Origin of the sequence: Nakamurella deserti (assembly GCF_003260015.1) — a bacterium.
GTDB lineage: Bacteria > Actinomycetota > Actinomycetes > Mycobacteriales > Nakamurellaceae > Nakamurella > Nakamurella deserti.
This window is the reverse complement of sequence record NZ_QCXS01000003.1, coordinates 92,535-115,520: the sequence shown is the minus strand read 5'-3', so window position 1 is coordinate 115,520 and position 22,986 is coordinate 92,535. Positions and strand designations below refer to the sequence as shown.

General features: G+C 72.9%; 20 protein-coding genes. 16 read left to right on the top strand and 4 right to left on the bottom strand.

The window, feature by feature from the left end:
• The first annotated feature begins 60 nt into the window (after nucleotides 1-60).
• On the top strand, nucleotides 61-639 hold the full coding sequence (gene pyrR / locus DB033_RS13920; protein WP_111767563.1) for a bifunctional pyr operon transcriptional regulator/uracil phosphoribosyltransferase PyrR: 579 nt from the start codon (nucleotides 61-63) through the stop codon (nucleotides 637-639).
• On the opposite strand, the gene DB033_RS20755 is transcribed toward pyrR, so the two are convergent.
• On the bottom strand, nucleotides 590-961 hold the full coding sequence (locus tag DB033_RS20755) for a hypothetical protein (RefSeq protein WP_157970690.1): 372 nt from the start codon (nucleotides 959-961) through the stop codon (nucleotides 590-592). The genes pyrR and DB033_RS20755 overlap by 50 nt on opposite strands.
• A 94-nt stretch (nucleotides 962-1,055) precedes the next feature.
• On the opposite strand from DB033_RS20755, the gene DB033_RS13910 reads away from it, so the two are divergent.
• The 7 genes from DB033_RS13910 (at nucleotide 1,056) to pyrF (ending at nucleotide 10,340) form a co-directional block, all read left to right on the top strand.
• Entirely contained in the window at nucleotides 1,056-1,982 is a 927-nt protein-coding gene (locus tag DB033_RS13910) for an aspartate carbamoyltransferase catalytic subunit (protein WP_111768307.1), read from the top strand.
• Complete coding sequence (locus DB033_RS13905; RefSeq protein WP_111767562.1) at nucleotides 1,979-3,319, top strand: dihydroorotase; 1,341 nt, start codon at nucleotides 1,979-1,981, stop codon at nucleotides 3,317-3,319. The genes DB033_RS13910 and DB033_RS13905 overlap by 4 nt, the downstream gene beginning before the upstream one ends.
• Before the next feature lies 1 nt (nucleotide 3,320).
• Nucleotides 3,321-3,839 carry a PH-like domain-containing protein gene (locus DB033_RS13900; protein ID WP_205843900.1) on the top strand — a complete coding sequence of 173 codons (519 nt, stop codon included), beginning with the start codon at nucleotides 3,321-3,323 and terminating at the stop codon, nucleotides 3,837-3,839.
• Nucleotides 3,836-4,999: a glutamine-hydrolyzing carbamoyl-phosphate synthase small subunit gene (carA, locus tag DB033_RS13895; RefSeq protein ID WP_111767561.1), complete on the top strand. Its 1,164-nt coding sequence runs from the start codon at nucleotides 3,836-3,838 to the stop codon at nucleotides 4,997-4,999. Before DB033_RS13900 ends, carA begins: the two co-directional genes overlap by 4 nt.
• 4 nt (nucleotides 5,000-5,003) lie before the next feature.
• Complete coding sequence (carB, locus tag DB033_RS13890; protein WP_111767560.1) at nucleotides 5,004-8,375, top strand: carbamoyl-phosphate synthase large subunit; 3,372 nt, start codon at nucleotides 5,004-5,006, stop codon at nucleotides 8,373-8,375.
• The gene (locus DB033_RS13885) at nucleotides 8,372-9,433 is read left to right on the top strand and encodes a quinone-dependent dihydroorotate dehydrogenase (RefSeq protein ID WP_111767559.1); all 1,062 of its coding nucleotides are present in this window, start codon (nucleotides 8,372-8,374) and stop codon (nucleotides 9,431-9,433) included. The genes carB and DB033_RS13885 overlap by 4 nt, the downstream gene beginning before the upstream one ends.
• Before the next feature lie 61 nt (nucleotides 9,434-9,494).
• Nucleotides 9,495-10,340 carry an orotidine-5'-phosphate decarboxylase gene (pyrF, locus tag DB033_RS13880; RefSeq protein ID WP_111767558.1) on the top strand — a complete coding sequence of 282 codons (846 nt, stop codon included), beginning with the start codon at nucleotides 9,495-9,497 and terminating at the stop codon, nucleotides 10,338-10,340.
• 214 nt (nucleotides 10,341-10,554) lie between these two features.
• Here pyrF and DB033_RS13875 read toward each other — a convergent pair whose 3' ends face one another.
• Nucleotides 10,555-11,028: a DIP1984 family protein gene (locus DB033_RS13875; protein ID WP_111768306.1), complete on the bottom strand. Its 474-nt coding sequence runs from the start codon at nucleotides 11,026-11,028 to the stop codon at nucleotides 10,555-10,557.
• A 104-nt stretch (nucleotides 11,029-11,132) separates the two neighbouring features.
• Here DB033_RS13875 and DB033_RS13870 point away from each other — a divergent pair, with 104 nt between their 5' ends.
• The gene (locus DB033_RS13870; protein WP_111767557.1) at nucleotides 11,133-12,104 is read left to right on the top strand and encodes a septum formation family protein; all 972 of its coding nucleotides are present in this window, start codon (nucleotides 11,133-11,135) and stop codon (nucleotides 12,102-12,104) included.
• Between the two features lie 34 nt (nucleotides 12,105-12,138).
• Here DB033_RS13870 and DB033_RS13865 read toward each other — a convergent pair whose 3' ends face one another.
• On the bottom strand, nucleotides 12,139-12,912 hold the full coding sequence (locus DB033_RS13865; protein WP_111767556.1) for a DUF72 domain-containing protein: 774 nt from the start codon (nucleotides 12,910-12,912) through the stop codon (nucleotides 12,139-12,141).
• Nucleotides 12,913-13,201: 289 nt separating this feature from the next.
• On the opposite strand from DB033_RS13865, the gene ahcY reads away from it, so the two are divergent.
• Complete coding sequence (gene ahcY / locus DB033_RS13860) at nucleotides 13,202-14,707, top strand: adenosylhomocysteinase (RefSeq protein ID WP_111767555.1); 1,506 nt, start codon at nucleotides 13,202-13,204, stop codon at nucleotides 14,705-14,707.
• Nucleotides 14,708-14,772: 65 nt separating this feature from the next.
• Nucleotides 14,773-15,423 carry a dTMP kinase gene (locus tag DB033_RS13855; RefSeq protein WP_205843898.1) on the top strand — a complete coding sequence of 217 codons (651 nt, stop codon included), beginning with the start codon at nucleotides 14,773-14,775 and terminating at the stop codon, nucleotides 15,421-15,423.
• A 2-nt stretch (nucleotides 15,424-15,425) separates the two neighbouring features.
• Here the strand turns inward: DB033_RS13855 and DB033_RS13850 are convergent, their stop codons facing one another.
• Nucleotides 15,426-16,304, bottom strand: coding sequence for a hypothetical protein (locus DB033_RS13850; RefSeq protein ID WP_157970689.1), 879 nt, complete (start codon nucleotides 16,302-16,304; stop codon nucleotides 15,426-15,428).
• A 148-nt stretch (nucleotides 16,305-16,452) separates the two neighbouring features.
• Here DB033_RS13850 and mtrA point away from each other — a divergent pair, with 148 nt between their 5' ends.
• The 5 genes from mtrA to hpf all read left to right on the top strand — a co-directional run bounded on the left by mtrA (nucleotide 16,453) and on the right by hpf (nucleotide 22,689).
• The gene (gene mtrA, locus DB033_RS13845; RefSeq protein WP_111767552.1) at nucleotides 16,453-17,130 is read left to right on the top strand and encodes an MtrAB system response regulator MtrA; all 678 of its coding nucleotides are present in this window, start codon (nucleotides 16,453-16,455) and stop codon (nucleotides 17,128-17,130) included.
• Nucleotides 17,131-17,146: 16 nt separating this feature from the next.
• Nucleotides 17,147-18,976, top strand: a complete 1,830-nt coding sequence (mtrB, locus tag DB033_RS13840; RefSeq protein ID WP_111767551.1) for an MtrAB system histidine kinase MtrB — start codon at nucleotides 17,147-17,149, stop codon at nucleotides 18,974-18,976.
• Nucleotides 18,973-20,751, top strand: coding sequence for an LpqB family beta-propeller domain-containing protein (locus DB033_RS13835; protein ID WP_111767550.1), 1,779 nt, complete (start codon nucleotides 18,973-18,975; stop codon nucleotides 20,749-20,751). The genes mtrB and DB033_RS13835 overlap by 4 nt, the downstream gene beginning before the upstream one ends.
• Before the next feature lie 419 nt (nucleotides 20,752-21,170).
• Nucleotides 21,171-21,851, top strand: a complete 681-nt coding sequence (locus tag DB033_RS13830; RefSeq protein WP_157970688.1) for a ComF family protein — start codon at nucleotides 21,171-21,173, stop codon at nucleotides 21,849-21,851.
• 199 nt (nucleotides 21,852-22,050) lie between these two features.
• Nucleotides 22,051-22,689, top strand: a complete 639-nt coding sequence (hpf, locus tag DB033_RS13825) for a ribosome hibernation-promoting factor, HPF/YfiA family (protein WP_111767548.1) — start codon at nucleotides 22,051-22,053, stop codon at nucleotides 22,687-22,689.
• The last annotated feature ends 297 nt before the right edge of the window (nucleotides 22,690-22,986 follow it).

The following is a 22,986-nucleotide window of genomic DNA, read 5'->3' as shown; positions in this document are numbered from 1 at the left end:
CCCGTGAGGCGGGTAAGGAGGTCGGAGTAGGTGTCAACGCGCCCACAACCGGCACAGCCGGTGAGCGCCCCCGACGCGGGGCCCACCGAAGTTTCAGCCATTCGTGAACTCCTGACCGGTGCGGACATCACCCGGATCGTGGATCGCATCGCCCACCAGATCCTGGAGCGGACCGGCGAGGCCGCCGACGCCGGCGAGGTCGTCCTGCTGGGCATCCCCACCCGCGGCACCGTGCTCGCCGACCGGCTCGCCGCCCGGTTGAGCACCTTCGCCGGCCGCCCCTTCACCGCGGGCTCACTCGACATCACCCTCTACCGGGACGACCTGCGGCGCCGGGCGCCCCGGGCGCTGGAGGCAACCGTCATCCCCGGCGGCGGCATCGACGAGCGCATCGTGGTGCTCGTCGACGACGTGCTGTTCTCCGGTCGTACCGTGCGCGCCGCCCTGGACGCGCTGCGCGACCACGGCCGGCCGGCCCAGGTGCAGCTCGCCGTGCTGGTCGACCGGGGGCACCGGCAACTGCCGCTGCGCGCGGACTACGTCGGCAAGAACATCCCCACCGCGCTGGGCGACGACGTCGCCGTGCGGTTCACCGAGGTGGACGGCCGCGACGCGGTCGAGCTGCGGAGGGCCCCGTGAGCGGCGCGAACCCGACCGGCACCGTGAGCAGCGCGAACCCGACGGGCACCGTGAGCAGCGCGAACCCGACCGGCACCGTGAGCAGCGCGAACCCGACCGGCACCGTGAGCAGCGCGAACCCGACCGGCACCGGGAACACCGCGAACCACAGCAGCACCGTGAGCAGCGCGAACCCGACGCGCACCGGGAACACCGCGAACCACAGCAGCACGAACCCGACGCGCACCGGGAACACCGCGAACCACAGCAGCACCGTGAGCAGCGCGAACCACGCCAGCGCCGGGATTCCCGACTCCGTGAGTGCGGTGGCCGGCGCCGACACCGCTACCGACACCGCGGGCGCCGGGCACCACGGCACGAACGCCGCGAACCCCGGCGATCTGACGACGGCGTCCCCGGACCGGGTGGCCCCGTCGATGCCGCGGCACCTGCTCTCGGCGGGGCAACTGTCCCGGGACGCCGTCGAGCACCTGCTCGACACGGCGCAGCGGATCGACCAGGCCATCGCCGGCCGGGAGATCCGCAAACTGCCGACGCTGCGCGGCCGCACGGTGGTCAACCTGTTCTACGAGGACTCGACCCGCACCCGGATCTCGTTCGAGGTCGCGGCCAAGCGGCTGTCCGCGGACGTCATCAACTTCTCCGCCAAGGGCTCCTCGGTGTCCAAGGGCGAGTCGCTGAAGGACACCGCCTGGACGCTGCAGGCCATGGGCGCCGACATCGTCGTCTGCCGGCACTCGTCGTCGGGCGCGCCGCAGCGGCTGTCGAACTGGGTCGAGGGTCACGTCGTCAACGCCGGCGACGGCACCCACGAGCACCCCACCCAGGCGCTGCTGGACGCCTACACGCTGCGCCGCCACCTCGGTGACCTGGCCGGCCGCCGGATCGTCGTCGTCGGTGACGTGCTGCACTCCCGGGTGGCCCGGTCCAACGTGCTGCTGCTGTCCACGCTCGGTGCCGACGTCACCCTGGTGGCGCCGCCGACGCTGCTGCCGGTCGGAGTGGCCGCCTGGCCCGCCCAGGTCGACTACGACCTGGACCGGGCGCTCAGGGGCGCCGATGCGGTGATGATGTTGCGCGTCCAGCGCGAGCGGATGGGCGGCGCGTTCTTCCCGACCGAGCGGGAGTACAGCCGCCGCTACGGCCTGGACGCCCGCCGCCGCGACCTCATCGCCGGACACGGCATCGTGCTGCACCCCGGCCCGATGAACCGTGGCATGGAGATCGCCCACGACGTCGCCGACGGGCCGAACTCGGTCATCGTCGAGCAGGTCGCCAACGGTGTGACGGTGCGGATGGCCGTGCTGTACACGCTGCTGGCCAACGAAGGAGCAGGCGTATGAGCGGCACCGTCCTGATCACCGGCACCCGCCCGTACGGTGGCGAGGCCGTCGACGTGCTGCTGGCCGACGGGGTCGTCGCCGCCATCGGCGCCGACGCCGCGGCCGGTGCCGACGCCGACGCCCTGCGGGTCGACGGCGCGGGCACGGTGCTGCTGCCGGGCCTGGTCGACCTGCACACCCACCTGCGCGAGCCGGGCCGGGAGGACGCCGAGACGGTCGAGACCGGTTCGCGCGCCGCCGCTCTGGGCGGTTACACCGCCGTCTTCGCGATGCCCAACACCGATCCCACCGCCGACACCGCCGGCGTGGTCGAGCAGGTCTTCCGGCTCGGGCAGGCCGTCGGCCTGGTCGACGTGCAGCCCATCGGCGCGGTGACCGTCGGACGTCGCGGGGAGCGGCTCGCCGAGCTCGCCGCGATGGCCGACTCGGCGGCGAACGTCCGGGTGTTCTCCGACGACGGCGACTGCGTCTCCGACCCGTTGCTGATGCGCCGGTCGCTCGAGTACGTGAAGACGTTCGGCGGGGTCATCGCCCAGCACGCCCAGGAGCCGCGGCTCACCGTCGGTGCGCAGATGCACGAAGGTGACGTATCCGCCCGCCTCGGCATGGTCGGCTGGCCGGCCGTCGCCGAGGAGGCGATCATCGCCCGGGACTGCCTGCTCACCGACCACGTCGACTCCCGGCTGCACGTCTGCCACCTGTCCACCGCCGGTTCCGTGGCGGTGATCGCCGCGGCCAAGGCGCGCGGCACCCGGGTCACCGCCGAGGTCACCCCGCACCACCTGGTGCTGACCGACACCCTCGCCGAGGACTACGACCCGGTCTTCAAGGTCAACCCGCCACTGCGCACCGCGAGTGACGTCGAGGCGGTGCGGCGCGGTCTGGCCGACGGCACCATCGACATCGTCGCCACCGACCACGCCCCGCACGCCCCGCAGCACAAGGAGTGCGAGTGGGACCAGGCGAGCCCAGGGATGCTCGGGCTGCAGACCGCGCTGTCGGTCGTCGTCGACACCATGGTGAACCCCGGGCTGCTGGACTGGCGCGGCGTCGCCCGGGTGATGAGCGAGAACCCCGCCGCCATCGGCGGTCTCGTCGACCACGGACGCCCGGTCGCGGTGGGGGAGCCGGCCAACCTGACGCTGGTCGACCCGGCCGCCGAGTGGACCGTCCGGGGCGCGGAGCTCGCCAGCCTGTCGGCGAACACGCCGTTCGAGGGCCACGTGCTGCCGGCGCGGGTCGTCGCCACCTTCCTGCGCGGTCGCCCGACCGTGCTCGACGGCCGACTGCAGGATCCGACCGCAGCCGCGGCCACGACTCCGGCCGGACGGAGCTGACATGGACTGGCCCCGTCTGTGGCTCACGCTCGCCATGGTCGCGCTGTGCGTCGGTCTCGGCGCCCTGCTCTACCTGGGGTGGCGCCGCCGCGGCAACCGGCAGTCCGGCTTCCCGGCCCTGCGCGCGGTGCCCGAGATCTCCGGTACGCCACTGGCTCCGCCGCTGTCCGGCATCTACGTGTCCACCACCGTCTCCGGCCGCTGGCAGGAGCGCATCGTCGTCCAGACCGTGGGCCGCCGCGCCAAGGCGACGCTCGAGCTGTCCTCCGACGGCATCCTCGTCGACCGGGTGGGCGAGTCCGCCCTCTGGATCCCGCAGGCCGACCTCGTCGCCGTCGGCACCGCGCCGGGCGTCGCCGGCAAGGTGATGGGCCTGGCCGACGGCATCCTGCTGATCACCTGGCGATGGGGCGACACCGACGTCGACACCGGTGTGCGCACCGACGACCCGGACGCCCAGGTCGACTGGATCGCCGCCGCCGCACGACTTTTCCGCACCACCCCGGGAGCAACCACATGACCCACAGTCCTGCAGTCCTGGTCCTCGAGGACGGCCGTGTCTTCGGCGGCAGCGCGTTCGGCGCCACCGGCACCGCCTTCGGCGAGGCCGTCTTCGCCACCGGCATGACCGGTTACCAGGAGACGCTGACCGACCCGTCCTACCGCCGTCAGGTGGTGGTGGCCACCGCACCGCAGATCGGCAACACCGGCTGGGTTCCCGAGGACGACGAGTCCGCCGGCATCCAGGTCGCCGGGTTCGTCGTCCGCGACCTGTCGCCGGCCCCGTCGAACTGGCGCGCGTCGCACTCGTTGCCCGATGCGATGACCGCGCAGGGCGTCGTCGGCATCTCCGGCATCGACACCCGGGCACTGACCCGGCACCTGCGCAGCCGTGGGGCGATGCGCTGCGGCATCTTCACCGGCGACGCCGTCGTCGGGACCGACGACATGGTCGCCGCCGTCCGGGAGATCCCCGACATGGCCGGGCTCAGCCTGACCGACGAGGTGTCCACCACCGAGACCTACACCGTGCCCGCACAGGGCGAGCCGCGGTTCAGCGTCGCCGCGGTCGATCTCGGGATCAAGGCCAACACCCCACGCTCGTTCGCCGCCCGCGGCATCACCACCCACGTGGTGCCGGCGTCGGTGACCCTGGAGGAGATCCTCGCGCTGGGGGTGGACGGGGTGTTCCTGTCCAACGGCCCCGGCGACCCGGCCACCGCCGACCACGCGGTCGCCCTGACCCGGCAGATCCTCGAGCGGCGCATCCCGCTGTTCGGCATCTGCTTCGGCAACCAGATCCTCGGCCGCGCGTTGGGTTTCGGCACCTACAAGCTCAAGTTCGGGCACCGCGGCATCAACCAGCCGGTGGTGGACCACCACACCGGCGCCACGATGGTGACGAGCCAGAACCACGGCTTCGCCGTCGACGCTCCTGCGGGCGAGGACCTCGCGACCGGCTTCGGCACCGTCCGGGTCGGCTTCTCCTCGCTCAACGACGGCGTCGTCGAAGGGCTGACCTGCCTTGACGTGCCGGCCTTCTCGGTGCAGTTCCACCCCGAGGCGGCCGCCGGCCCGCACGACGCCGGCTACCTGTTCGACCGGTTCATCGAGCTGCTCGAGCTGGCTGCGGCCGCTCCGGCCGACACCGTCACCGCCTCCGACGTAAAGGAACTCTGAGCAGATGCCGCGCCGCACCGACCTGAACCACATCCTGGTCATCGGCTCCGGGCCGATCGTCATCGGCCAGGCCTGCGAGTTCGACTACTCGGGCACCCAGGCCTGCCGGGTCCTCCGCGAGGAGGGTCTGCGGGTCAGCCTGATCAACTCCAACCCGGCCACGATCATGACCGACCCGGAGTTCGCCGACGCCACCTACATCGAGCCGATCACGGCCGAGTTCGTGGAGAAGGTCATCATCGACCAGCGCGACCAGGGCTTCCCGGTGGACGCCATCCTGGCCACCCTGGGCGGGCAGACGGCACTGAACACCGCGATCGCGCTGGACGAGGCCGGGATCCTGCAGAAGTACGACGTCGAGCTGATCGGCGCCGACATCCCGGCCATCCAGCGCGGCGAGGACCGGCAGATCTTCAAGGACATCGTCCGCGAGATCGGCGGCGACGTCCCGGATTCCGCGGTCTGCCACTCCATGGAGGAGGTCCGCGCGACGGTCGAGAAGCTCGGCCTCCCGGTCGTCATCCGGCCGTCGTTCACCATGGGCGGCCTCGGGTCCGGCCTGGCCTACACCCCCGACGACCTCGAGCGGATCGCGTCCATCGGGCTGGCCGCGTCGCCGGTCCACGAGGTGCTGATCGAGGAGTCGGTGCTCGGCTGGAAGGAGTACGAGCTGGAGCTGATGCGCGACGGCGCGGACAACGCGGTCGTGGTCTGCTCCATCGAGAACATCGACCCCATGGGGGTGCACACCGGCGACTCGATGACCGTGGCCCCGGCCATGACCCTGACCGACCGCGAGTTCCAGAAGATGCGCGACGTCGGCTTCCAGGTGCTCCGTGCGGTCGGGGTGGCCACCGGCGGCTGCAACATCCAGTTCGCGATCCACCCGGACACCGGCCGGATGATCGTCATCGAGATGAACCCCCGGGTGTCGCGGTCGTCGGCGCTGGCCTCCAAGGCGACCGGTTTCCCGATCGCCAAGATCGCCGCGAAGCTCGCCATCGGCTACCTGCTGGGCGAGATCGCCAACGACATCACCAAGGCCACCCCGGCGGCGTTCGAGCCGTCGCTGGACTACGTCGTGGTCAAGATCCCGCGGTTCGCGTTCGAGAAGTTCCCGGGCGCGGACCCGACGCTGACCACCACGATGAAGTCGGTCGGCGAGGCGATGAGCATCGGCCGCAGCTTCGCGGAGGCGTTCGGCAAGGCCCTGCGCTCCATGGAGACCAAGAACCTGGGCTTCTTCACCACTCCCGACCCGGACGGGGAGACCGTCGACGCTCTCCTCGCCGCGGCCGCGGTCCCCACCGACGGCCGCATCTTCCAGGTCGAGCGGGCGCTGCGGCTGGGCGCCTCCGTCGCGCAGGTGCACGACGCCACCGGCATCGACCCGTGGTTCCTCGACCAGATCGTGCTGATCCAGTCGGTCGCCGCTGAAGTCACGGCCGCGGAGGAGCTCTCGGCCGACCTGCTCCGGAAGGCCAAGCGCTACGGGCTGAGCGACCTGCAGATCGCCCGGGTCCGCTCCACCGCAACGGCTGTCGTGTCCGAGAAGAGCATCCGCGAGGTCCGGCGGGCGCTGGGTGTGCGACCGGTCTACAAGACCGTGGACACCTGTGCCGCGGAGTTCGAGGCGTTCACGCCGTACCACTACTCGGCCTACGAGACCGATCCGGCCGCCGAGTCCGAGGTCGCCCCGCAGACCGAGCGGCCCAAGGTGATCATCCTCGGGTCCGGCCCGAACCGGATCGGCCAGGGCATCGAGTTCGACTACTCCTGTGTGCACGCCGCGATGGCGCTGCGCGACGCCGGCTACGAGACCGTGATGGTCAACTGCAACCCCGAGACGGTGTCCACCGACTACGACACCTCCGACCGCCTCTACTTCGAGCCGCTGACGGCCGAGGACGTCCTCGAGGTCATCGCCGCCGAACAGGAGTCGGGCACCGTCGCCGGCGTCATCGTCACCCTCGGCGGCCAGACCCCGCTGAAGCTGGCCGGCATCCTCGAGGAGGAGGGCGTCCCGCTGCTCGGGACCTCGCCCGACGCCATCGATCTCGCCGAGGACCGGGCCCGCTTCGGGGCGCTGCTCGCCGAGGCCGGGCTGCCCGCGCCGTCGTTCGGGATGGCCACCTCGTTCGACGACGCGTCCGCCGTCGCCGCCCGCATCGGGTACCCGGTGCTGGTCCGGCCGTCGTACGTGCTGGGTGGCCGCGGGATGGAGATCGTCTACGACGAGCCGTCGCTGGCCGACTACATCTCCCGTGCCACCGAGATCACCGACACCGCCCCGGTGATGGTCGACCGCTTCCTCGACGACGCCATCGAGATCGACGTGGACGCGCTGTGCGACGGCACCGACGTCTACCTGGGCGGCGTGATGGAGCACATCGAGGAGGCCGGCGTGCACTCCGGCGACTCGGCCTGCGTGCTGCCGCCGATCACCCTGGGCCACAGCGACATCGAGAAGGTCCGCCGCTACACCGAGCGGATCGCCCTCGACGGCGGGGTCCGCGGGCTGCTCAACGTCCAGTACGCGCTCAAGGGCGAGACCCTCTACGTGCTGGAGGCCAACCCGCGGGCGTCCCGGACGGTGCCGTTCTCGTCCAAGGCGACCGCCGTGCCGCTGGCCAAGGCCGCCGCGCGGATCATGACCGGCTCCACCATCGCCGAGCTCCGCTCCGAGGGCATGCTGATGCCCCACGGCGACGGCGGCACCCTCCCCGACGGCGCCCCGGTGGCGGTCAAGGAAGCGGTCATGCCGTTCCACCGCTTCCGGCGCCCCGACGGCACCGGCGTGGACACCGTCCTCGGACCCGAGATGCGGTCCACCGGTGAGGTGATGGGCATCGACGCCGCCTTCGGGCCGGCGTTCGCCAAGTCCCAGACCGGCTCCTACGGCTCGCTGCCGCTGAAGGGCACCGTGTTCGTCTCGGTGGCCAACCGCGACAAGCGGTCGATGGTGTTCCCGATCAAGCGACTCGCCGACATCGGCTTCACCGTGGTGGCCACCGCCGGCACCGCGGAGATGCTGCGCCGCAACGGCATGGCGGTGCAGGTCGTGCGCAAGCACTTCGAGGGTGCGGGCAACGTGGTCGAGATGATCCGGGCCGGCGAGATCGATCTGGTCATCAACACCCCGTACGGCCAGTCCGGCACCCGCGTCGACGGTTTCGAGATCCGCACCGCCGCGGTCAGCGCCGACATCCCCTGCATCACCACGGTCGCCGGTGCGGCGGCGGCCATCCAGGGCATCGAGGCGATGGTCCGCGGCAACGTCGGTGTCGCGTCGCTGCAGAACCTGCAGGCGCGGCTGCGCGCCGCCGTCGAGAAGGCCGATGTGGCGGCCGCCGCGGCGTCGGCTGCGGTGTCGTGACCGTCCTCGAGCGCGGTTACACCGCGGCGGTCCGGCCGGTGCTGTTCCGGCTCGGCCGCGGCGACGCCGAGCTGGCCCACCACCGCACGCTGCACGCCCTGCACGCCATCGGCCGGCGCCCGCGGGCCCGCGCGGCCGTGCAGCGGCTGCTGTCGGCCGATCGGTCTCCGCGCCGGGTGTTCGGCGTGACCTTCCCGTCCGTGGTCGGGGTGGCCGCCGGGATGGACAAGGACGGCAGCGCGCTGAACGCCTGGCCCGCACTGGGTTTCGGGTTCACCGAGGTCGGCACCGTGACCGCGCACCCGCAGCCGGGCAACGAACGGCCGCGGCTGTTCCGGCTGGTCGGCTCGCAGGGCGTGGTCAACCGGATGGGGTTCAACAACGCCGGCGCGCGCCGGCTCGCCGCCCGCCTGGACGACGTGGGGCCGCTGCCCACGCCGCTCGGCATCTCCATCGGCAAGTCCAAGGTCACCCCGGTGCACGGGGCGGTCGAGGACTACCTGACGTCGCTGCGGATGTTGCACGCCTACGCCGACTACATCGCGGTCAACGTGTCCTCGCCCAACACCCTGGGACTGCGAGCCCTGCAGGAGAAGCGGCCGCTCACCGAGCTCCTCGGTGCGCTGACCGGCGAGGCGGCCGACCTGGCCGGTGACGGTGGCCGCCCGGTGCCGATCCTGGTCAAGATCGCCCCGGACCTGTCGGACTCCGCGATCGGCGAGGTGCTCCAGGTCTGCGCCGACACCGGGGTGGCCGGCGTCATCGCGACCAACACCACCGTCGGCCGCGACGGCATCGTCGCCCGCGACCTGGTGCCCGCGGGGGAGCCCGGTGGCCTCTCTGGCGCCCCGCTGACCGTCCGGGCCCGCGAGGTGGTGCGGTTCGTGACCGGCCACACCGACCTGCCGGTGATCGGCGTCGGCGGCATCATGAGCGCCGACGACGGGCTGGCCATGCTGGACGCCGGGGCGTCTCTGCTGCAGATCTACACCGGGCTGATCTACCGCGGGCCGGGGCTGGTCCGCGCGATCAACACCGCCGTCGCCGCCCGCGACTGAGACCACCCGCACCCCGTGCGGCCCGGACCCGCGGCCGCCCGAACAGAGAGCAGGACCGTCGATGACCGCCGCTTCCGGAACACCGTTCGGCGAGCGGCTGGCCGCCGCGATGCGTGAGCGGGGGCCGCTGTGCGCGGGCATCGACCCGCACCGCGCGCTGTTGTCGGCCTGGGACCTGCCCGTCACGGTCGCCGGTCTCGAGCGGTTCGCGATGACCACGGTGGAGGCGCTCGGCGCCGAGGTCGCCGTGCTCAAGCCGCAGTCGGCGTTCTTCGAGGTCTTCGGCAGCGCCGGTGTCGCGGTGCTGGAGAAGGTGCTGGCCGCCGCGGCCGACGCCGGCGCGCTGACGTTGCTGGACGTGAAGCGGGGCGACATCGGCTCCACGATGGGTGCCTACGCGCAGGCCTACCTCGCCGACGGGGCGCCGTTGGCCGCCGACGCCATCACGGTGTCGCCCTACCTCGGGTTCGGGTCGCTGGACCCCGCCCTGGATCTGGCCGCCGAGACCGGCCGCGGTGTCTTCGTCCTGGCCCTGACGTCCAACCCGGAGGGCCCGCAGGTGCAGCACGCGGCGGGCGCCGGGGGAGTGCTGGTCGCCCAGCAGATCGCCGACGCCGCGGCCGCGCGCAACGCGGGCGCCGCCCCGCTGGGTTCGGTCGGGCTCGTCGTCGGGGCCACCGTCGGCGAGACGGGCGTGCACCTGGGCCGCGTCAACGGACCGCTGCTGGCGCCGGGCATCGGCGCCCAGGGGGCCACCGCCGCCGACCTGCGCACCGTCTTCGGCGATGACCTCGGCGCGGTGCTGCCCAGCAGCAGCCGCGAGATCCTGGGCGGCGGGCCGTCGGTCGCCGGGTTGCGCGACGCGGCCCGGCGCACGATCGACGAGGTCCGCGCCGCCCTCGGCTGAGGTCGCACCGGGCGTTCCGCGCCTGACGAGGTCCCCGAACCCACCCTCGACGCCGCCGGCCAGCACACGGTGATGAGACGTCCTCGATGGATCGTCACCTGTGCGGCGTGCGGGGCTTGCATCGTGCGGAGATGACGCCGCCCCGGCGCCGACAAGTGGCCGGATGTCCCGCCGACCTCGGTTCGTGCTCGCTCCGGACGCGTCTACCGACTCGTCACGCGTCTTCCTCCCGCAGGTCGACCTCCCAGTTGGTCCGCTGGATCTGCACGTCCAGCTCACGCAGGTCGCGGGCGGTGTCGTCGGCGCGCCGGCGCAGCTCGGCCACCGGGAGCGCGGAGATCTGCCGGAGCTCGCTGCGCATCTGCCGGTAGCCGCCGTCGGCGCCGTGGGCGGCGTTGGCGGCGGAGGTCAGCACCGAGTGCCGGGACCGCAGGGTCTCGCGGTGGGCCAGCGCGGCGGTCATCGTGCGGCCGTCGCCGATCCGGGTGGCGGCGTTGGTCAGGTTGACCGCGACCACCAGCGACTCGATGCGGTCGAGCAGCGCCGACACCTCGACGATCAACGCTGCGGCGTCCTCGGACGGTTCCTCGCCCTCCTGGAACCGGGCGTTGGCCACGATCCGCGACCGCAGCTGGTCGACGCGGCGCTGCAGGTCCGCCCTGATCATCAGGGCCTCGGCGAGCTTCACCGCGCCCATGATGCCACCGCCCACCGGCACCGGCCGCCGGTGGTGCGGACGCCCCCGGAACGGCTCCCGGCGGGTGCGGGGCGCGCCGACGTACCCTCGGCCGCATGGCGCCGACGCTCACCGTGCAGGCCCCGGTTCGACCCGCCGGCGGGCGCCGCGGGCTCGGCGTCCTGATCCTGGCCGCCGCCGTCGTCCTCGTCCTGGTTGCCTCGGCCGCGCTCGACCGGGGCGTGCCCGGCACCCCGACCGCGCGACCGCTGCCGCCGCCGCCGCCGGTCGGCAGCTGTCTGGACCTGACGCGCACATCGGTGTCGGTGGTGCCGTGCGGGGCTCCGCACCACGCGGAGGTGCTGCAGACCTGGCCCGCCGGGACGATCCCGGAGGGCGTCGGCGACTTCCGGTCCGTCGCGGCCTACCCGTTCGGCGGCGGCGGTCAGGTCAGCACCGCGGGATGCGCGGCGGCGCAGACGGAATGGGTGCACCCGGCGGACCTGCCGGGCGCGGCGTTCTGGAACCCGACGAGCCCGGTGGTCGACAGTCAGCTCCTGGCCGCGCCGCCGTCGGAACGCACCCCGACCCGGGGGTGGGCCGCCTGCATCCTGGTCGCCCCGGACCGGCAGCCGGTCACCGGCAGCCTGCGTGGCACCGACGCCGCGGCGCCGCCGAGCCGGTTGAGCAGCTGTGTGCAGGCCGCCACCAACGCCTGGGGGCCGGTCACGCTGACGTGCGACCAGCCGCACCGCATCGAGGTCCTCGCGTCGTTCCGCATCCGGTCCGTCTTCGACGAGGCGCAGCGTTTCACCGGGATGCCCGACGACGACACCCTCGCCGCCGCCTGCACCGATCTGGCCGCGGCGGTCACCGGCGCATCGGACCCCACGTTCGGCGGCCGCCTGCAGGTCAGCGCGGTCTCGCTGTTCCCGGCCTCGATCCGCGAGATCGACGCCGTCGACCCGGCCGGCAACGCCGTCCGCACCTACATCCCGTTGCCGCAGTGCGTCGTCGAGCTCTTCGGCGAGGGCACCCTGACCGGCACCGTCGTGGGCCTCGGCGCCGGCGCGCTCCCGTTGGGCTGACCGCCCGGGTCGGAACGGGGTCCGGCGGCGGGTGTCAGCTCCAGCTGTCGGGCCGGATGCCCGGCACCCGCGACGCCGTCCGGCCCGCCCACCGCACCTCCTCGGCGAAGGTGATCGCGTTGTCCACCGCCGCGCACCGGCCGTCGTTGTTGAAGTAGACGAAGAAGTCCTGCCAGTCCTCGCTGACGTCGACCCAGCGGCGTACCCAGGCGGCCAGGCTGTGCCGGTGGTAGTTCGGTGCCGGGTCGGCGTCACCCCAGTGCAGCCGCAGATAACCCCAGTCGGTGGTGCGCCACAGCGGGCCCCACGGCTGCCCACCGCGGTCCACCCACACCCAGCAGGCCCGACGTTCCTCCAGCAGCTGCCGCACCTCGTCGATCCACCAGCTCTCGTGGCGCACCTCGACGGCGACGCGGGTGCCGGCCGGGAACGCGTCGAGCGTGCGGGCCAGCGCGCCGACGTCGACCTGCAGCGTCGGCGGCAGCTGCACCAGGATCGGCCCGAGCTTCGGTCCGAGTCCCTCGGCGCGGCCCATCAGCCGGGCCACCGGCTCCTCCGGCTCGGCCAGCTTCTTGATGTGGGTCAGGTAGCGCGACGCCTTCACCGTGATGATCGCGTCGTCGGGGCTGCGCGCCCGCCAGCCCTGGAACGTCGTCAGTGGGGGCAGCCGGTAGAAGCTGACGTTGAGCTCGGTGGTGCGGAACCAGGTCATGGTGTGCTCGAACCAGCGCCGCTTGGGAACCCCCTGGTGGAAGCGCCACGCCCAGTCGTTGTACTGCCAGCCCGACGTTCCGATCAGCACCGGCATCCGCGCACCCTCCGTCCGGGCCGCCGTCGTCGCGCGTTCTGCGACCGGTGCCCGTCCCCGCAGTTCTACCCGGCGCCCTCGACGGGGATCCGACGCCGGCCCCGCCCTGCCGACGAGGATGGGGCGTGCGTGCCGCCACGGCTGCGGCCGGGCCTTGCCCAGCGGGTAATCTCAGCGGGGATCGACCCGGGTGCCGCGCGCCCGATCGGTCCGACGACGGGGCCTCCCGCAGGTCCCGCGACCCGAGCGGCGATGCCGTCCGCGCCCCGTGCCGTTCCAGAGGAGTTCCATGTCAGCCCCCGCCTCCACCGCCGCGACGTCCCACCTGGTGGCGGACCGCATCGGCCACCTCGACTTCAAGGTCGCCGACCTCTCGCTGGCCGAGTACGGCCGCAAGGAGATCACCCTGGCCGAGCACGAGATGCCGGGCCTGATGTCGCTGCGCCGCGAGTACGCCGACGTCCAGCCGCTCAAGGGCGCCCGCATCGCCGGCTCGCTGCACATGACCGTGCAGACCGCCGTGCTCATCGAGACCTTGACGAGCCTCGGCGCCGACGTCCGCTGGGTCAGCTGCAACATCTTCTCCACCCAGGACCACGCCGCCGCCGCGACCGTCGTCGGCCCCTACGGCACCGAGGAGGCGCCGCAGGGTGTCTCGGTCTACGCCTGGAAGGGTGAGACGCTGCCGGAGTACTGGTGGTGCACCGACCAGATGCTGCGCTGGCCCGCTGCCGGCGATGGCACCGAGCAGGGCCCGAACATGCTGCTCGACGACGGGGGCGACGCGACACTGCTGATCCACAAGGGTGTGCAGTACGAGAAGGCGGGCGTCGTCCCCCCGACCCAGGAGGACGACAGCGAGGAGTACGGCGTTATCCTCGACCTGCTGCGGCAGTCGCTGACCAACGATCCGCAGTACTGGACCCGGGTCAGCCCGCAGCTGCGCGGCGTCACCGAGGAGACCACCACCGGTGTGCTGCGGCTGTACCAGCTGGCCGCCGCGGGGGAGCTGCTGTTCCCGGCGATCAACGTCAACGACTCGGTGACCAAGAGCAAGTTCGACAACAAGTACGGCGTCCGGCACTCGCTCATCGACGGCATCAACCGCGCGACCGACGTCCTCATCGGCGGCAAGGTGGCGCTGGTGGCCGGGTACGGCGACGTCGGCAAGGGCAGCGCGGAGTCGTTGCGCGGCCAGGGCGCCCGTGTGGTCATCGCCGAGATCGACCCGATCTGCGCGCTGCAGGCGCTGATGGACGGCTTCCAGGTCACCACCATCGACAAGGCCATCGGCGAGGCCGACATCGTCATCACCACCACGGGCAACAAGGACATCATCACCGTCGCGCACATGCAGGCGATGAAGCACCAGGCGATCCTGGGCAACATCGGCCACTTCGACAACGAGATCGACATGGCCGGGCTGGCCCGCATCCCCGGGATCCACAAGACCGAGATCAAGCCGCAGGTGCACCTGTGGACGTTCCCCTCGGGCCGCACGATCCTGGTGCTCTCGGAGGGACGCCTGCTGAACCTGGGCAACGCGACCGGCCACCCGTCGTTCGTGATGAGCTCGTCGTTCGCCAACCAGGTGATCGCCCAGATCGAGCTGTTCACCAAGTACCAGGAGTACGACCGCGAGGTCTACCGGCTGCCCAAGCAGCTCGACGAGAAGGTCGCCCGGATCCACGTCGAGGCGCTGGGCGGGGAGCTCACCCGGCTCACCAAGGAGCAGGCGGAGTACATCGGCGTCGACGTCGAGGGCCCGTTCAAGGCCGACCACTACCGTTACTGAGCCTGCACCACTGACGTCCGGGACGGCGCGCGGATGATGCCGCGCGCCGGGTGGGAAGGGGATCCGTGGTCGGCAGGCTGCTCGTGATCGAGGGGCTCGACGGTTCGGGCAAGGCGACGCTCACCGCGTCGCTGAGCGCGAAGTGGAAGGCGCAGGGTCGCCGCGTCGCGCAGCTGGCGTTCCCCCGGTACACCGACAGCGTCTACGCCGAGCTCGTCAGGGACGCCCTGTACGGCAGGATGGGCGACCTCTCGGACTCCGTCCACGGGACCGCGCTGCTGTTCGCGCTGGACCGCCGGGACGCCGCCGACGAGATCCGCGACCTGCTCGCCGGCAACGACATCGTGCTGCTCGACCGCTACGTCGCATCCAACGCGGCGTACGGTGCGGCGCGGCTGGGGGCGCCGACCGCCCCGAACGACTTCCCGTCCTGGGTCCGCGAGCTCGAGGTCGAGCGGTTCGGGGTGCCGGTCCCGGACCTGCAGATCCTGCTCGACGTCGAGCCCGCGGTCGCCCGGGCGCGAGCGTTGCGCCGGGCCGACGAGTCCGCCGACCGGGCGCTGGACAACTTCGAATCCGACGGCGGCCTGCAGCGCCGGACGGCGACGATGTACGCGGCCCTGGCCGACGAGCAGTACCTGTCGCCGTGGCGGGTGCTGCGGCCCGCCGCGGGGGGTGCGGTGCCGATCCCCGCGGACCTGCTCGGTCCCGCCTGAGGTCAGACCTGACGCATCGAGGCCTGCAGCAGGTTCTGCGCCAGACCCTCCTTGCGGATGCGGGTGTCCACGTAGAGCAGCGCGATCACCCCCGCCGTCCAGGGCACCGTCACGGCGGCGACGAGGGCCTGCACGGCCAGTGCCACGACGGTCGCGGACACGGTCGCCGAATCCGGCAGCAGACCCAGCAACGCCGAGCTGACCAGCGAGGCGATGAGCTGGGCCAGCACGGCGATGCCGAGGATGCGGGCGCGGACGCCGCGGGTCAGCCGGGCCGACCGCTGCAGCGCCGCGACGGCCCCGGCCTTCTCGAGCACGACCACCGGGGCGGCGAGCAGCAGCACCGACAGGACGAGGAAACCGGGGACGAGGAAGAGCATCAGCCCGGCCAGCACCAGCACGGCCACCACGACCGACACCGCGACGAGCGCGACCCAGCGGCCACGCATGCGGTCGAGGACAGCCCGTGCGGTGGGGGTGCGGCCGAGGGAGGCGTCGCCGACCAGGGCGGTCGCGAGCCCGGACACCGCGATGATGGTCAGGTAGCTGAACACCGCGCCGACCAGCAGCGGGAGCACCAGCGACAGCGGCGGCAGCTCGAACCGGCCGGCCTCGAAGCGGCGCAGCCAGGCGGTCTCGGCGGCCGGCGCGTCGTCGGGGAACAGGGCGAGGACGCCGAAGACGGCCGCGCCGCCGAGCAGGGTGCCGGCCAGGGCGACCAGGCACAGCAGCGCGGCGTGGGTGCGGACGAGTCGCCACGCGGCGCCGAAGACGTCACCCACGCCCAGCGGCCGCAGCGGGATCAGTCCCGGCCAGGGCGCGCCCTGCGGGTCGCGCCGACCGGCCGGCGGGGTCGGGGACGGCTTCCAGGGTTGGCTCACCGGTCCATCGTCCCAGGCGTGGCCGGGCGGCCCGGCCGCCACGGGCGTGACCTGCGACGGCCGTCGACCCGATCGGCCGCGCCCGATCGGCGGCGCCCGACCGGGCGTCGGCACCCCGGCAGCGCGCGACTCCTGTCACCATGGACCCATGAGATCCCGTGTGCTCGTCGTGGACGACGACCCGGCCCTGGCCGAGATGCTGACCATCGTGCTGCGCGGTGACGGCTTCGACACCGCCGTCGTCCGCGACGGCGCGAAGGCGGTGGACGCGTTCCGGGAGACCCATCCGGACCTCATCCTGCTCGACCTGATGCTGCCCGGGATGTCGGGCCTGGAGATCTGCAAGGAGATCCGGCTGGAGTCGGGGCTGCCGATCATCATGCTGACGGCCAAGACCGACACCGTGGACGTCGTCCTGGGCCTCGAGGCCGGCGCGGACGACTACATCGTCAAGCCGTTCAAGCCCAAGGAGCTGACGGCGCGGATCCGCGCCCGGCTGCGCCGCACCGACGTGGGCGCCGCCGAGCGGCTGCGCGTCGCCGACATCGACATCGACGTCCCCGGGCACCAGGTCACCCGCGACGACGAGCAGATCTCGCTGACCCCCCTGGAGTTCGACCTGCTGGTCGCGCTGGCCCGCAAGCCCCGGCAGGTGTTCACCCGGGAGGTGCTGCTCGAGCAGGTGTGGGGCTACCGGCACGCCGCCGACACCCGGCTGGTGAACGTCCACGTGCAGCGGCTGCGCAGCAAGATCGAGCGCGACCCGGAACGTCCCGAGGTGGTCCTGACCGTCCGCGGCGTCGGGTACAAGGCCGGCGCCCAGTAATGCCGGGCCTGCCGGGATGAGCCGGCCGGCCGAGGTCCCCGTGGCCCGGGCGGCCCGCTTCGGGGTGTCCCGGCCGGTCGCGAGTACCTCGCGGTCCGTACCCGCCCGGGTGCGCCGCTTCGGCGGCTTCCTGCTGCGGTCCTTGTGGGTCCGGGTCATCGTCGCCACGATGGCGTTGTCCGCGCTGGTCATGGGGGTGCTCGGGGTCGCCCTGCAGAGCCAGATCACCGAGCGGCTGCTGCAGAACAAGGTCGACGCGGCGGTGGCCGAGGTGGATGCCGCGCGGCAGTCGGCCGCCGACAACCTGGTCGGCGCCGAGGTCGACCCGAGCCGCGTGCAGGGCCGGCTGAACCTGGCGCTGGAGCAGCTCGCCGACCCGGCCGGCGGTGACGGCAGCAGCAGCCAGGGCTCCAACGCCGGCGTGTTCGAACCGGTGCTGATCCGGCGACCGCTGCTGGCCGACGAGGTCGGCGCGGGGCCTTCGTCGGACGTCCCCGAGTCGCTGCGCGAGCGGATCCAGGCGGGCCAGCTGGCGTCGCAGTACGTGACCGTCATCCGGGACGGCCTGCAGGTCCCGGCGCTCATCGTCGGTGCGCCGGTGAGCACCCGCAACGAGAGCTACGAGCTCTACCTGATCTACCTGCTGTCCGGTGAGCAGCAGACGCTGGACCTGGTCCGCAACACCCTGCTCGTCGGTGGTGCGCTGCTGTTGCTGCTGCTGGCGCTGATCGCGGCGCTGGTGGCCTACCAGGTCGTCCGGCCGGTGCGGCAGGCCTCGGCCGCCGCCAGCCGGCTCGCCGGCGGCGCCCTCGACGAACGGATGGCCGTCCGCGGCCCGGTGGAGCTGGCGCAGCTGTCGCGGTCGTTCAACGGCATGGCCCAGGCGATCAAGGCCCAGATCCGCCGCCTGGAGGAGTTCGGTCAGCTGCAGCGGCAGTTCACCTCGGACGTCTCGCACGAGCTGCGGACGCCGTTGACCACCGTCCGGATGGCGGCCGACCTGCTGCACGCCGACCGCGAGGAGCTGCCGCCGCACCTGGCCCGCTCCACCGAATTGATGGTGGACGAACTGGACCGTTTCGAGGTGCTGCTCGCCGACCTGCTGGAGATCAGCCGCTACGACGCCGGCATGGCTGAGCTCAACGCCGAGGTCATCGATATCCGGTCGGCGATCGGCAACGCGATCTACACCGTCACCAACATCGCCGCCCAGGCCGGGGTGCAGATCATCACGATGCTCCCGGACGAGCCGGTCCGCGCCGAGATCGACTCCCGGCGGATCGAGCGGATCCTGCGCAACCTGCTGGCCAACGCCATCGACCACGCGGAGGGCCGGCCGGTCGAGGTCGAGCTGGCCGCGGACGACACCGCGGTGGCCGTCGTGGTCTCCGATTCCGGGGTCGGTCTCAAGCCGGGGGAGGCCGGGCTGGTGTTCAACCGCTTCTGGCGCGCCGACCCGTCCCGGCAGCGGCAGACCGGCGGCACCGGCCTGGGCCTGGCCATCTCGCTCGAGGACGCGCGCCTGCACGGCGGCTGGCTGCAGGCGTTCGGCCGACCCGGCGACGGAGCGCGGTTCCGGCTGACGCTGCCGCGCCGGCAGGGCACCCTGCTCCTCGGTTCGCCGCTGCCGCTGGACCCCGACGAATCCGCCGGCCCGGTCGGACCGGCCTCGGTCAGCCAGTTCACGCACTCCGTGCCGGAGGAGATGCAGCTGCCGGTGAGCGCGGTCCCCGTCGCCTCCGGCAACGACGGGCTGCTCAGCGCCGCGGCGCTGTCGGCGCTGTCCAGCGGCTTCAATTCCGGCGCGGCCGCCGACCCCGACGAGCACCGTCCGGAGCCGACATGAGGTCGAAGCTGGTGATCCTGCTGGTCGCGGCGCTGGTGGCGGTCACCGGTTGCGCGACGGTACCCAGCGGTGGGGATCCGATCGACTACACCCAGGTCGCCGACCCCGGCACCCAGGTCCGCGAGACGACCCCCGCCGACGGGCTGAGCCCCCAGGAGATCGTCCGCGGGTTCGTCGCCGCCGGTGCGCGCATCGACCAGGACCTGCCGCTGGTCGCGGCCCGTTCGTACCTGACCGACGCGGCCAAGGTGTCCTGGCGCACCGACCAGGGCGGCGTGATGATCCTGTCGGCCAGCCCGCGCTACGACGTGCTGACCGGACCGAGCGGCGCCGGCGACACGGTCCAGCTGTCGGGGACGTCCGACGGCTACCTGGCCTCCGACGGGTCGTACGTGCCCACGCCGCGGACCGAGTTCACGGTGGCGATCGCACTGGTCCAGGTGAACGGCGAGTGGCGCATCCAGAACCCGCCGGAGCAGCTGATCCTGTCGGTCAGCGATTTCAACCTGGCCTTCACCCAGCGCGAGGTCTACTTCCTCAACCACGCCGGGACCCTCGTCGTCCCGGACCGGCGCTGGCTGCCGAACAGCTCCCTGTCGCCGGGGACGCTGGTCAGCCGTTTGGTCGACTCGTTGATCGCCGGCCCCAGCACGCCGCTCATCGGCGCCGTCCGCAACAGTCTGCAGGGCGCCCGGCCCCGCGTTCCCATCACCGCCACCGCCGACGGCGTGCTGCAGGTCGACCTGACCGGGTTGCCGTCGCTGACCGCCGCGGCCGCCCGCGGGGTGGCCGCCGAGCTGGTCTACACGCTGCGGCTGGACGCCGCGCGGATCCGGATCCTCGTCGACGGCACGCCGCTGGACGCCAACCAGGCGATCTGGACGACCGGGGTGCTCGGCTCCTTCGACCCCGACGGCGTCCCGGGCTCCGGGCCCACCAGCACGGTCGGCTACTACGTCACCGACCAGGGCGCGGTGGTGAACCTGCGGGGCGTACCCCTGTCGGGCAACGCCGGTACCGGCGAGCTGGCCGCGGTGAGCGCCGGGATGTCCGCGGCCACCGGCGACCTCGCCGTGGTCGGCGGACCGGAGGGCGCTCAGACCCTGTACGTCGGTGCGCCGCTCGCGCCGGAACCGATGGAGCCGCGGCTGACCGCGCAGACCTTCACCCCGCCGTCGTTCTCCCGCAGCGGCGACGAGGTGTGGACGGTGATCAACGGCGCCACCAGCCCCGAGGTCGTCCGGCTCCTCACCGACGGCAGCCGCTACCCGGTGGACTCGTCGAGCCTCGCCGGGCTCGGCCCGGTCACCGGCCTGGCCCTGTCGTCCGACGGCGCCCGGGTCGCGGTCGTGGCCGACGGCGGCCTCTACCTCGCGTCGGTGATCTACGCCGACGACGCCACCGCCGGGGGCGACAGCGGCGGGGGGTCCGGGGTGGCCACCGTGGGGGTGCCGGTGCGACTGCGCAACGACCTGACCGTGCGCACGGTGCTCTGGTCGAACTCGCTGAACCTGCTGGTCGCGGCGTCGGACCCGGCGAGCACCTACCGCGCCGTGTGGCGGATCGGGGTGGACGGCCGGCAGCGGTCCGCGCTGAGCACCCGTGGCATCGTGGCCGACGTCGATGCGGTGGGTGCCACCGGTGCGCTGCCGACGCTGATCAGCTCCGGTGGGGTGATCCTGCAGCTGCGGGGCGACGACAGCAGCGGTGACTGGGTGCCGGTGGACCCCGAAGGCGCCACCGCGGTCGGCCGGTGGCCGCTGTACCCGGCCTGACGCTCGTGCGGCCGTGGCGCCGTGTCCCGGGGCGGTGCGTGCCGGGTGCGCAGTGCAGGGGGTGCCGTGCCGGGCGGAAGGTGCCGGGCGAGCGGCGCGGGTGCGCGGTGCAGGGCGGTGCCGGGCTGAGCCGGGTGGGTGGCGCCGGGTGGGTGGCACTGGTGCGCGGTGCTGAACGGGCGGCGCAGGGTCGGCGGCGGTCGGGTGGTGCCGGGTGCGCGGTGCTGGGCGGGTGGTGCCGGATGGCTCGGTGGTCGGCGTCGGGCGGGCTCAGCCGGAGCCGGGTCGCACCGGCGTGTCGCCGCGCCCGGCCGACGTGTCGGACCGTCCGGCGTCCACAGCGCGCCAATCGGTGGACACTGTCCACCGCGGCGGATTCCCGACGCCCGCTCGGGCTGGCGTCGCGGCAGGCTCCGCGCATGTGGACCACGCTGCTCGACCTCGTCCTGCCCCGAACCTGCCCGGGATGCGGTGCCGCCGTGCCGTGGTGCGCGTCCTGCGCGGCGGTCCTCGGGGGACGTCCGCGTCGGGTGCTGCCGCCGCCCACCGACGACGCGTCGGACGTGCCGCCCGCGTACGCGCTGACCCGCTACCGGGGGCCGGTCCGGGCGGCGGTGCTGGCCGCGAAGGAGCACGGACGGCGGGACCTGCCCGCGGTCCTCGGGGATGCGCTGGGTGCCGCACTGGTGCGGTTGACCGCCGTGTCGGTGGTGCTCGCCCCGCTGTGGCTGGTGCCCGCCCCGACCCGGCCCGCGGCCGCGCGCCGCCGCGGTGGCGACCCGATGACGGCGATGGCCCGGGCGGCGGCGACGGTCGCGGTGGCCGCGGGCCTGCCCAGCGGGGTCGCACCGTGTCTGTCGACCGGGCGTGGCGCCCGTGACTCGGTGGGGCTGGACGCGGCCGCCCGCCGGGCCAACCTCCAGGGGCGCGTTCGCTGGCACGGACGGGCCGCGCCGCCCTCCGGTGCGCCGGTCGTCCTCCTCGACGACGTCCTCACCACGGGCGCCACCGCGGCGGCCGCGGCGGCCGTGCTGCACCGTCGAGGCCATCCCGTCCAGGCGGTGCTCACGCTCGCCGCGGTACCCCCGATGGCCCGGTGAGCGCGGCGATCACGTTCTGTGACAACGGATTCGACCAGGAGTGGTACCGCCCTTGCGCGGTCCGTGAAGTCGCGTAGGTTCGGGCGTACATCCCTCGGTGCTGGGCACCGCGTACGCCGCCACACCCGGTCTCCGGGGGACCGGCGTTCCACCTTGAAAGCCCAACCGGTCCGAGAACGGCCGGAGCGAAGGAGGAGATGTGGACATCGTTGTCACCGGACGCAATGTCGAGGTCCCGGAGCACTACCGGGCCAAGGTCGCGGACAAGCTGAGCCGGATCGAGCGGTACGACTCCAAGATCGTGCGCGCAGAGATCGCCCTGAGTCACGAGACCAACCGGAGGCTGGCCAAGGTCTGCCAGAAGGTCGAGATCACGCTGGTGACCAAGGGCCCGGCCGTCCGCGCCGAGGCCAAGGCGGAGAACTTCTACGCCGCCCTCGAACAGGCCATGGACAAACTCGAGAACCGCGCCCGGCGGGCCCACGACCGCCGTCAGCACAAGAGCCACGACCGCACTCCCATCACCGCACTCCCGCACGACAACGAACTCGTGGGCTCCCTGGTCGACGAGGCGACACAGAACCAGAACGGGAGCACCGCGACGCTCGTCGAGACCGAGGAATCCGACTCCTACGGTCAGGGCGCCGACGGGGGTCCGGGAAGGGTCGTCCGGGTCAAGGACCACCCCGCGGACCCCATCACCGTCGACCAGGCGCTGTTCCAGATGGAGCTCGTCGGGCACGACTTCTACCTGTTCAACGACGCCGACACCGGGCTGGCCACCGTGGTCTACCGGCGGCACGGTTTCGACTACGGCCTCATCCGGCTGGCCGGCTGAAGCGACGGGGCCGCGGCCGTCCCTCCGGGGCGGTCGCGGTTCCCGCGTCGGCGGGGACCCCGGCGTCGCTGGCACCGAGCCCTATGACGGGGCCGGGTCGACGCCCGCCGGGCCGACCTTCGCGGTGGCGGCCCCCACGTGGTGAGCAGCGCCTACCATGGACGAGTCGAGGACGACTCGGCTGCTGCACGCTGCCATGTACGTGCGGGTCGGGGGACAGCTCGCGACACGCGACCCGGACTCCGGGCGCGGCGGACACCTCAGTGGTGACCACCGTGGCCGGGTCCGATGACTGAC

What these genes read in the sequence shown, in the direction of transcription:
- DB033_RS13910 (WP_111768307.1), top strand. Translation starts at nt 1,056, where the DNA reads ATGCCGCGGCACCTGCTCTCGGCGGGGCAACTGTCCCGGGACGCCGTC.
- DB033_RS13905 (WP_111767562.1), top strand. Translation starts at nt 1,979, where the DNA reads ATGAGCGGCACCGTCCTGATCACCGGCACCCGCCCGTACGGTGGCGAG.
- DB033_RS13900 (WP_205843900.1), top strand. Translation starts at nt 3,321, where the DNA reads ATGGACTGGCCCCGTCTGTGGCTCACGCTCGCCATGGTCGCGCTGTGC.
- carA (WP_111767561.1), top strand. Translation starts at nt 3,836, where the DNA reads ATGACCCACAGTCCTGCAGTCCTGGTCCTCGAGGACGGCCGTGTCTTC.
- carB (WP_111767560.1), top strand. Translation starts at nt 5,004, where the DNA reads ATGCCGCGCCGCACCGACCTGAACCACATCCTGGTCATCGGCTCCGGG.
- pyrF (WP_111767558.1), top strand. Translation starts at nt 9,495, where the DNA reads ATGACCGCCGCTTCCGGAACACCGTTCGGCGAGCGGCTGGCCGCCGCG.
- DB033_RS13870 (WP_111767557.1), top strand. Translation starts at nt 11,133, where the DNA reads ATGGCGCCGACGCTCACCGTGCAGGCCCCGGTTCGACCCGCCGGCGGG.
- DB033_RS13865 (WP_111767556.1), bottom strand. Translation starts at nt 12,912, where the DNA reads ATGCCGGTGCTGATCGGAACGTCGGGCTGGCAGTACAACGACTGGGCG.
- ahcY (WP_111767555.1), top strand. Translation starts at nt 13,202, where the DNA reads ATGTCAGCCCCCGCCTCCACCGCCGCGACGTCCCACCTGGTGGCGGAC.
- mtrA (WP_111767552.1), top strand. Translation starts at nt 16,453, where the DNA reads ATGAGATCCCGTGTGCTCGTCGTGGACGACGACCCGGCCCTGGCCGAG.
- mtrB (WP_111767551.1), top strand. Translation starts at nt 17,147, where the DNA reads ATGAGCCGGCCGGCCGAGGTCCCCGTGGCCCGGGCGGCCCGCTTCGGG.
- DB033_RS13835 (WP_111767550.1), top strand. Translation starts at nt 18,973, where the DNA reads ATGAGGTCGAAGCTGGTGATCCTGCTGGTCGCGGCGCTGGTGGCGGTC.
- DB033_RS13830 (WP_157970688.1), top strand. Translation starts at nt 21,171, where the DNA reads ATGTGGACCACGCTGCTCGACCTCGTCCTGCCCCGAACCTGCCCGGGA.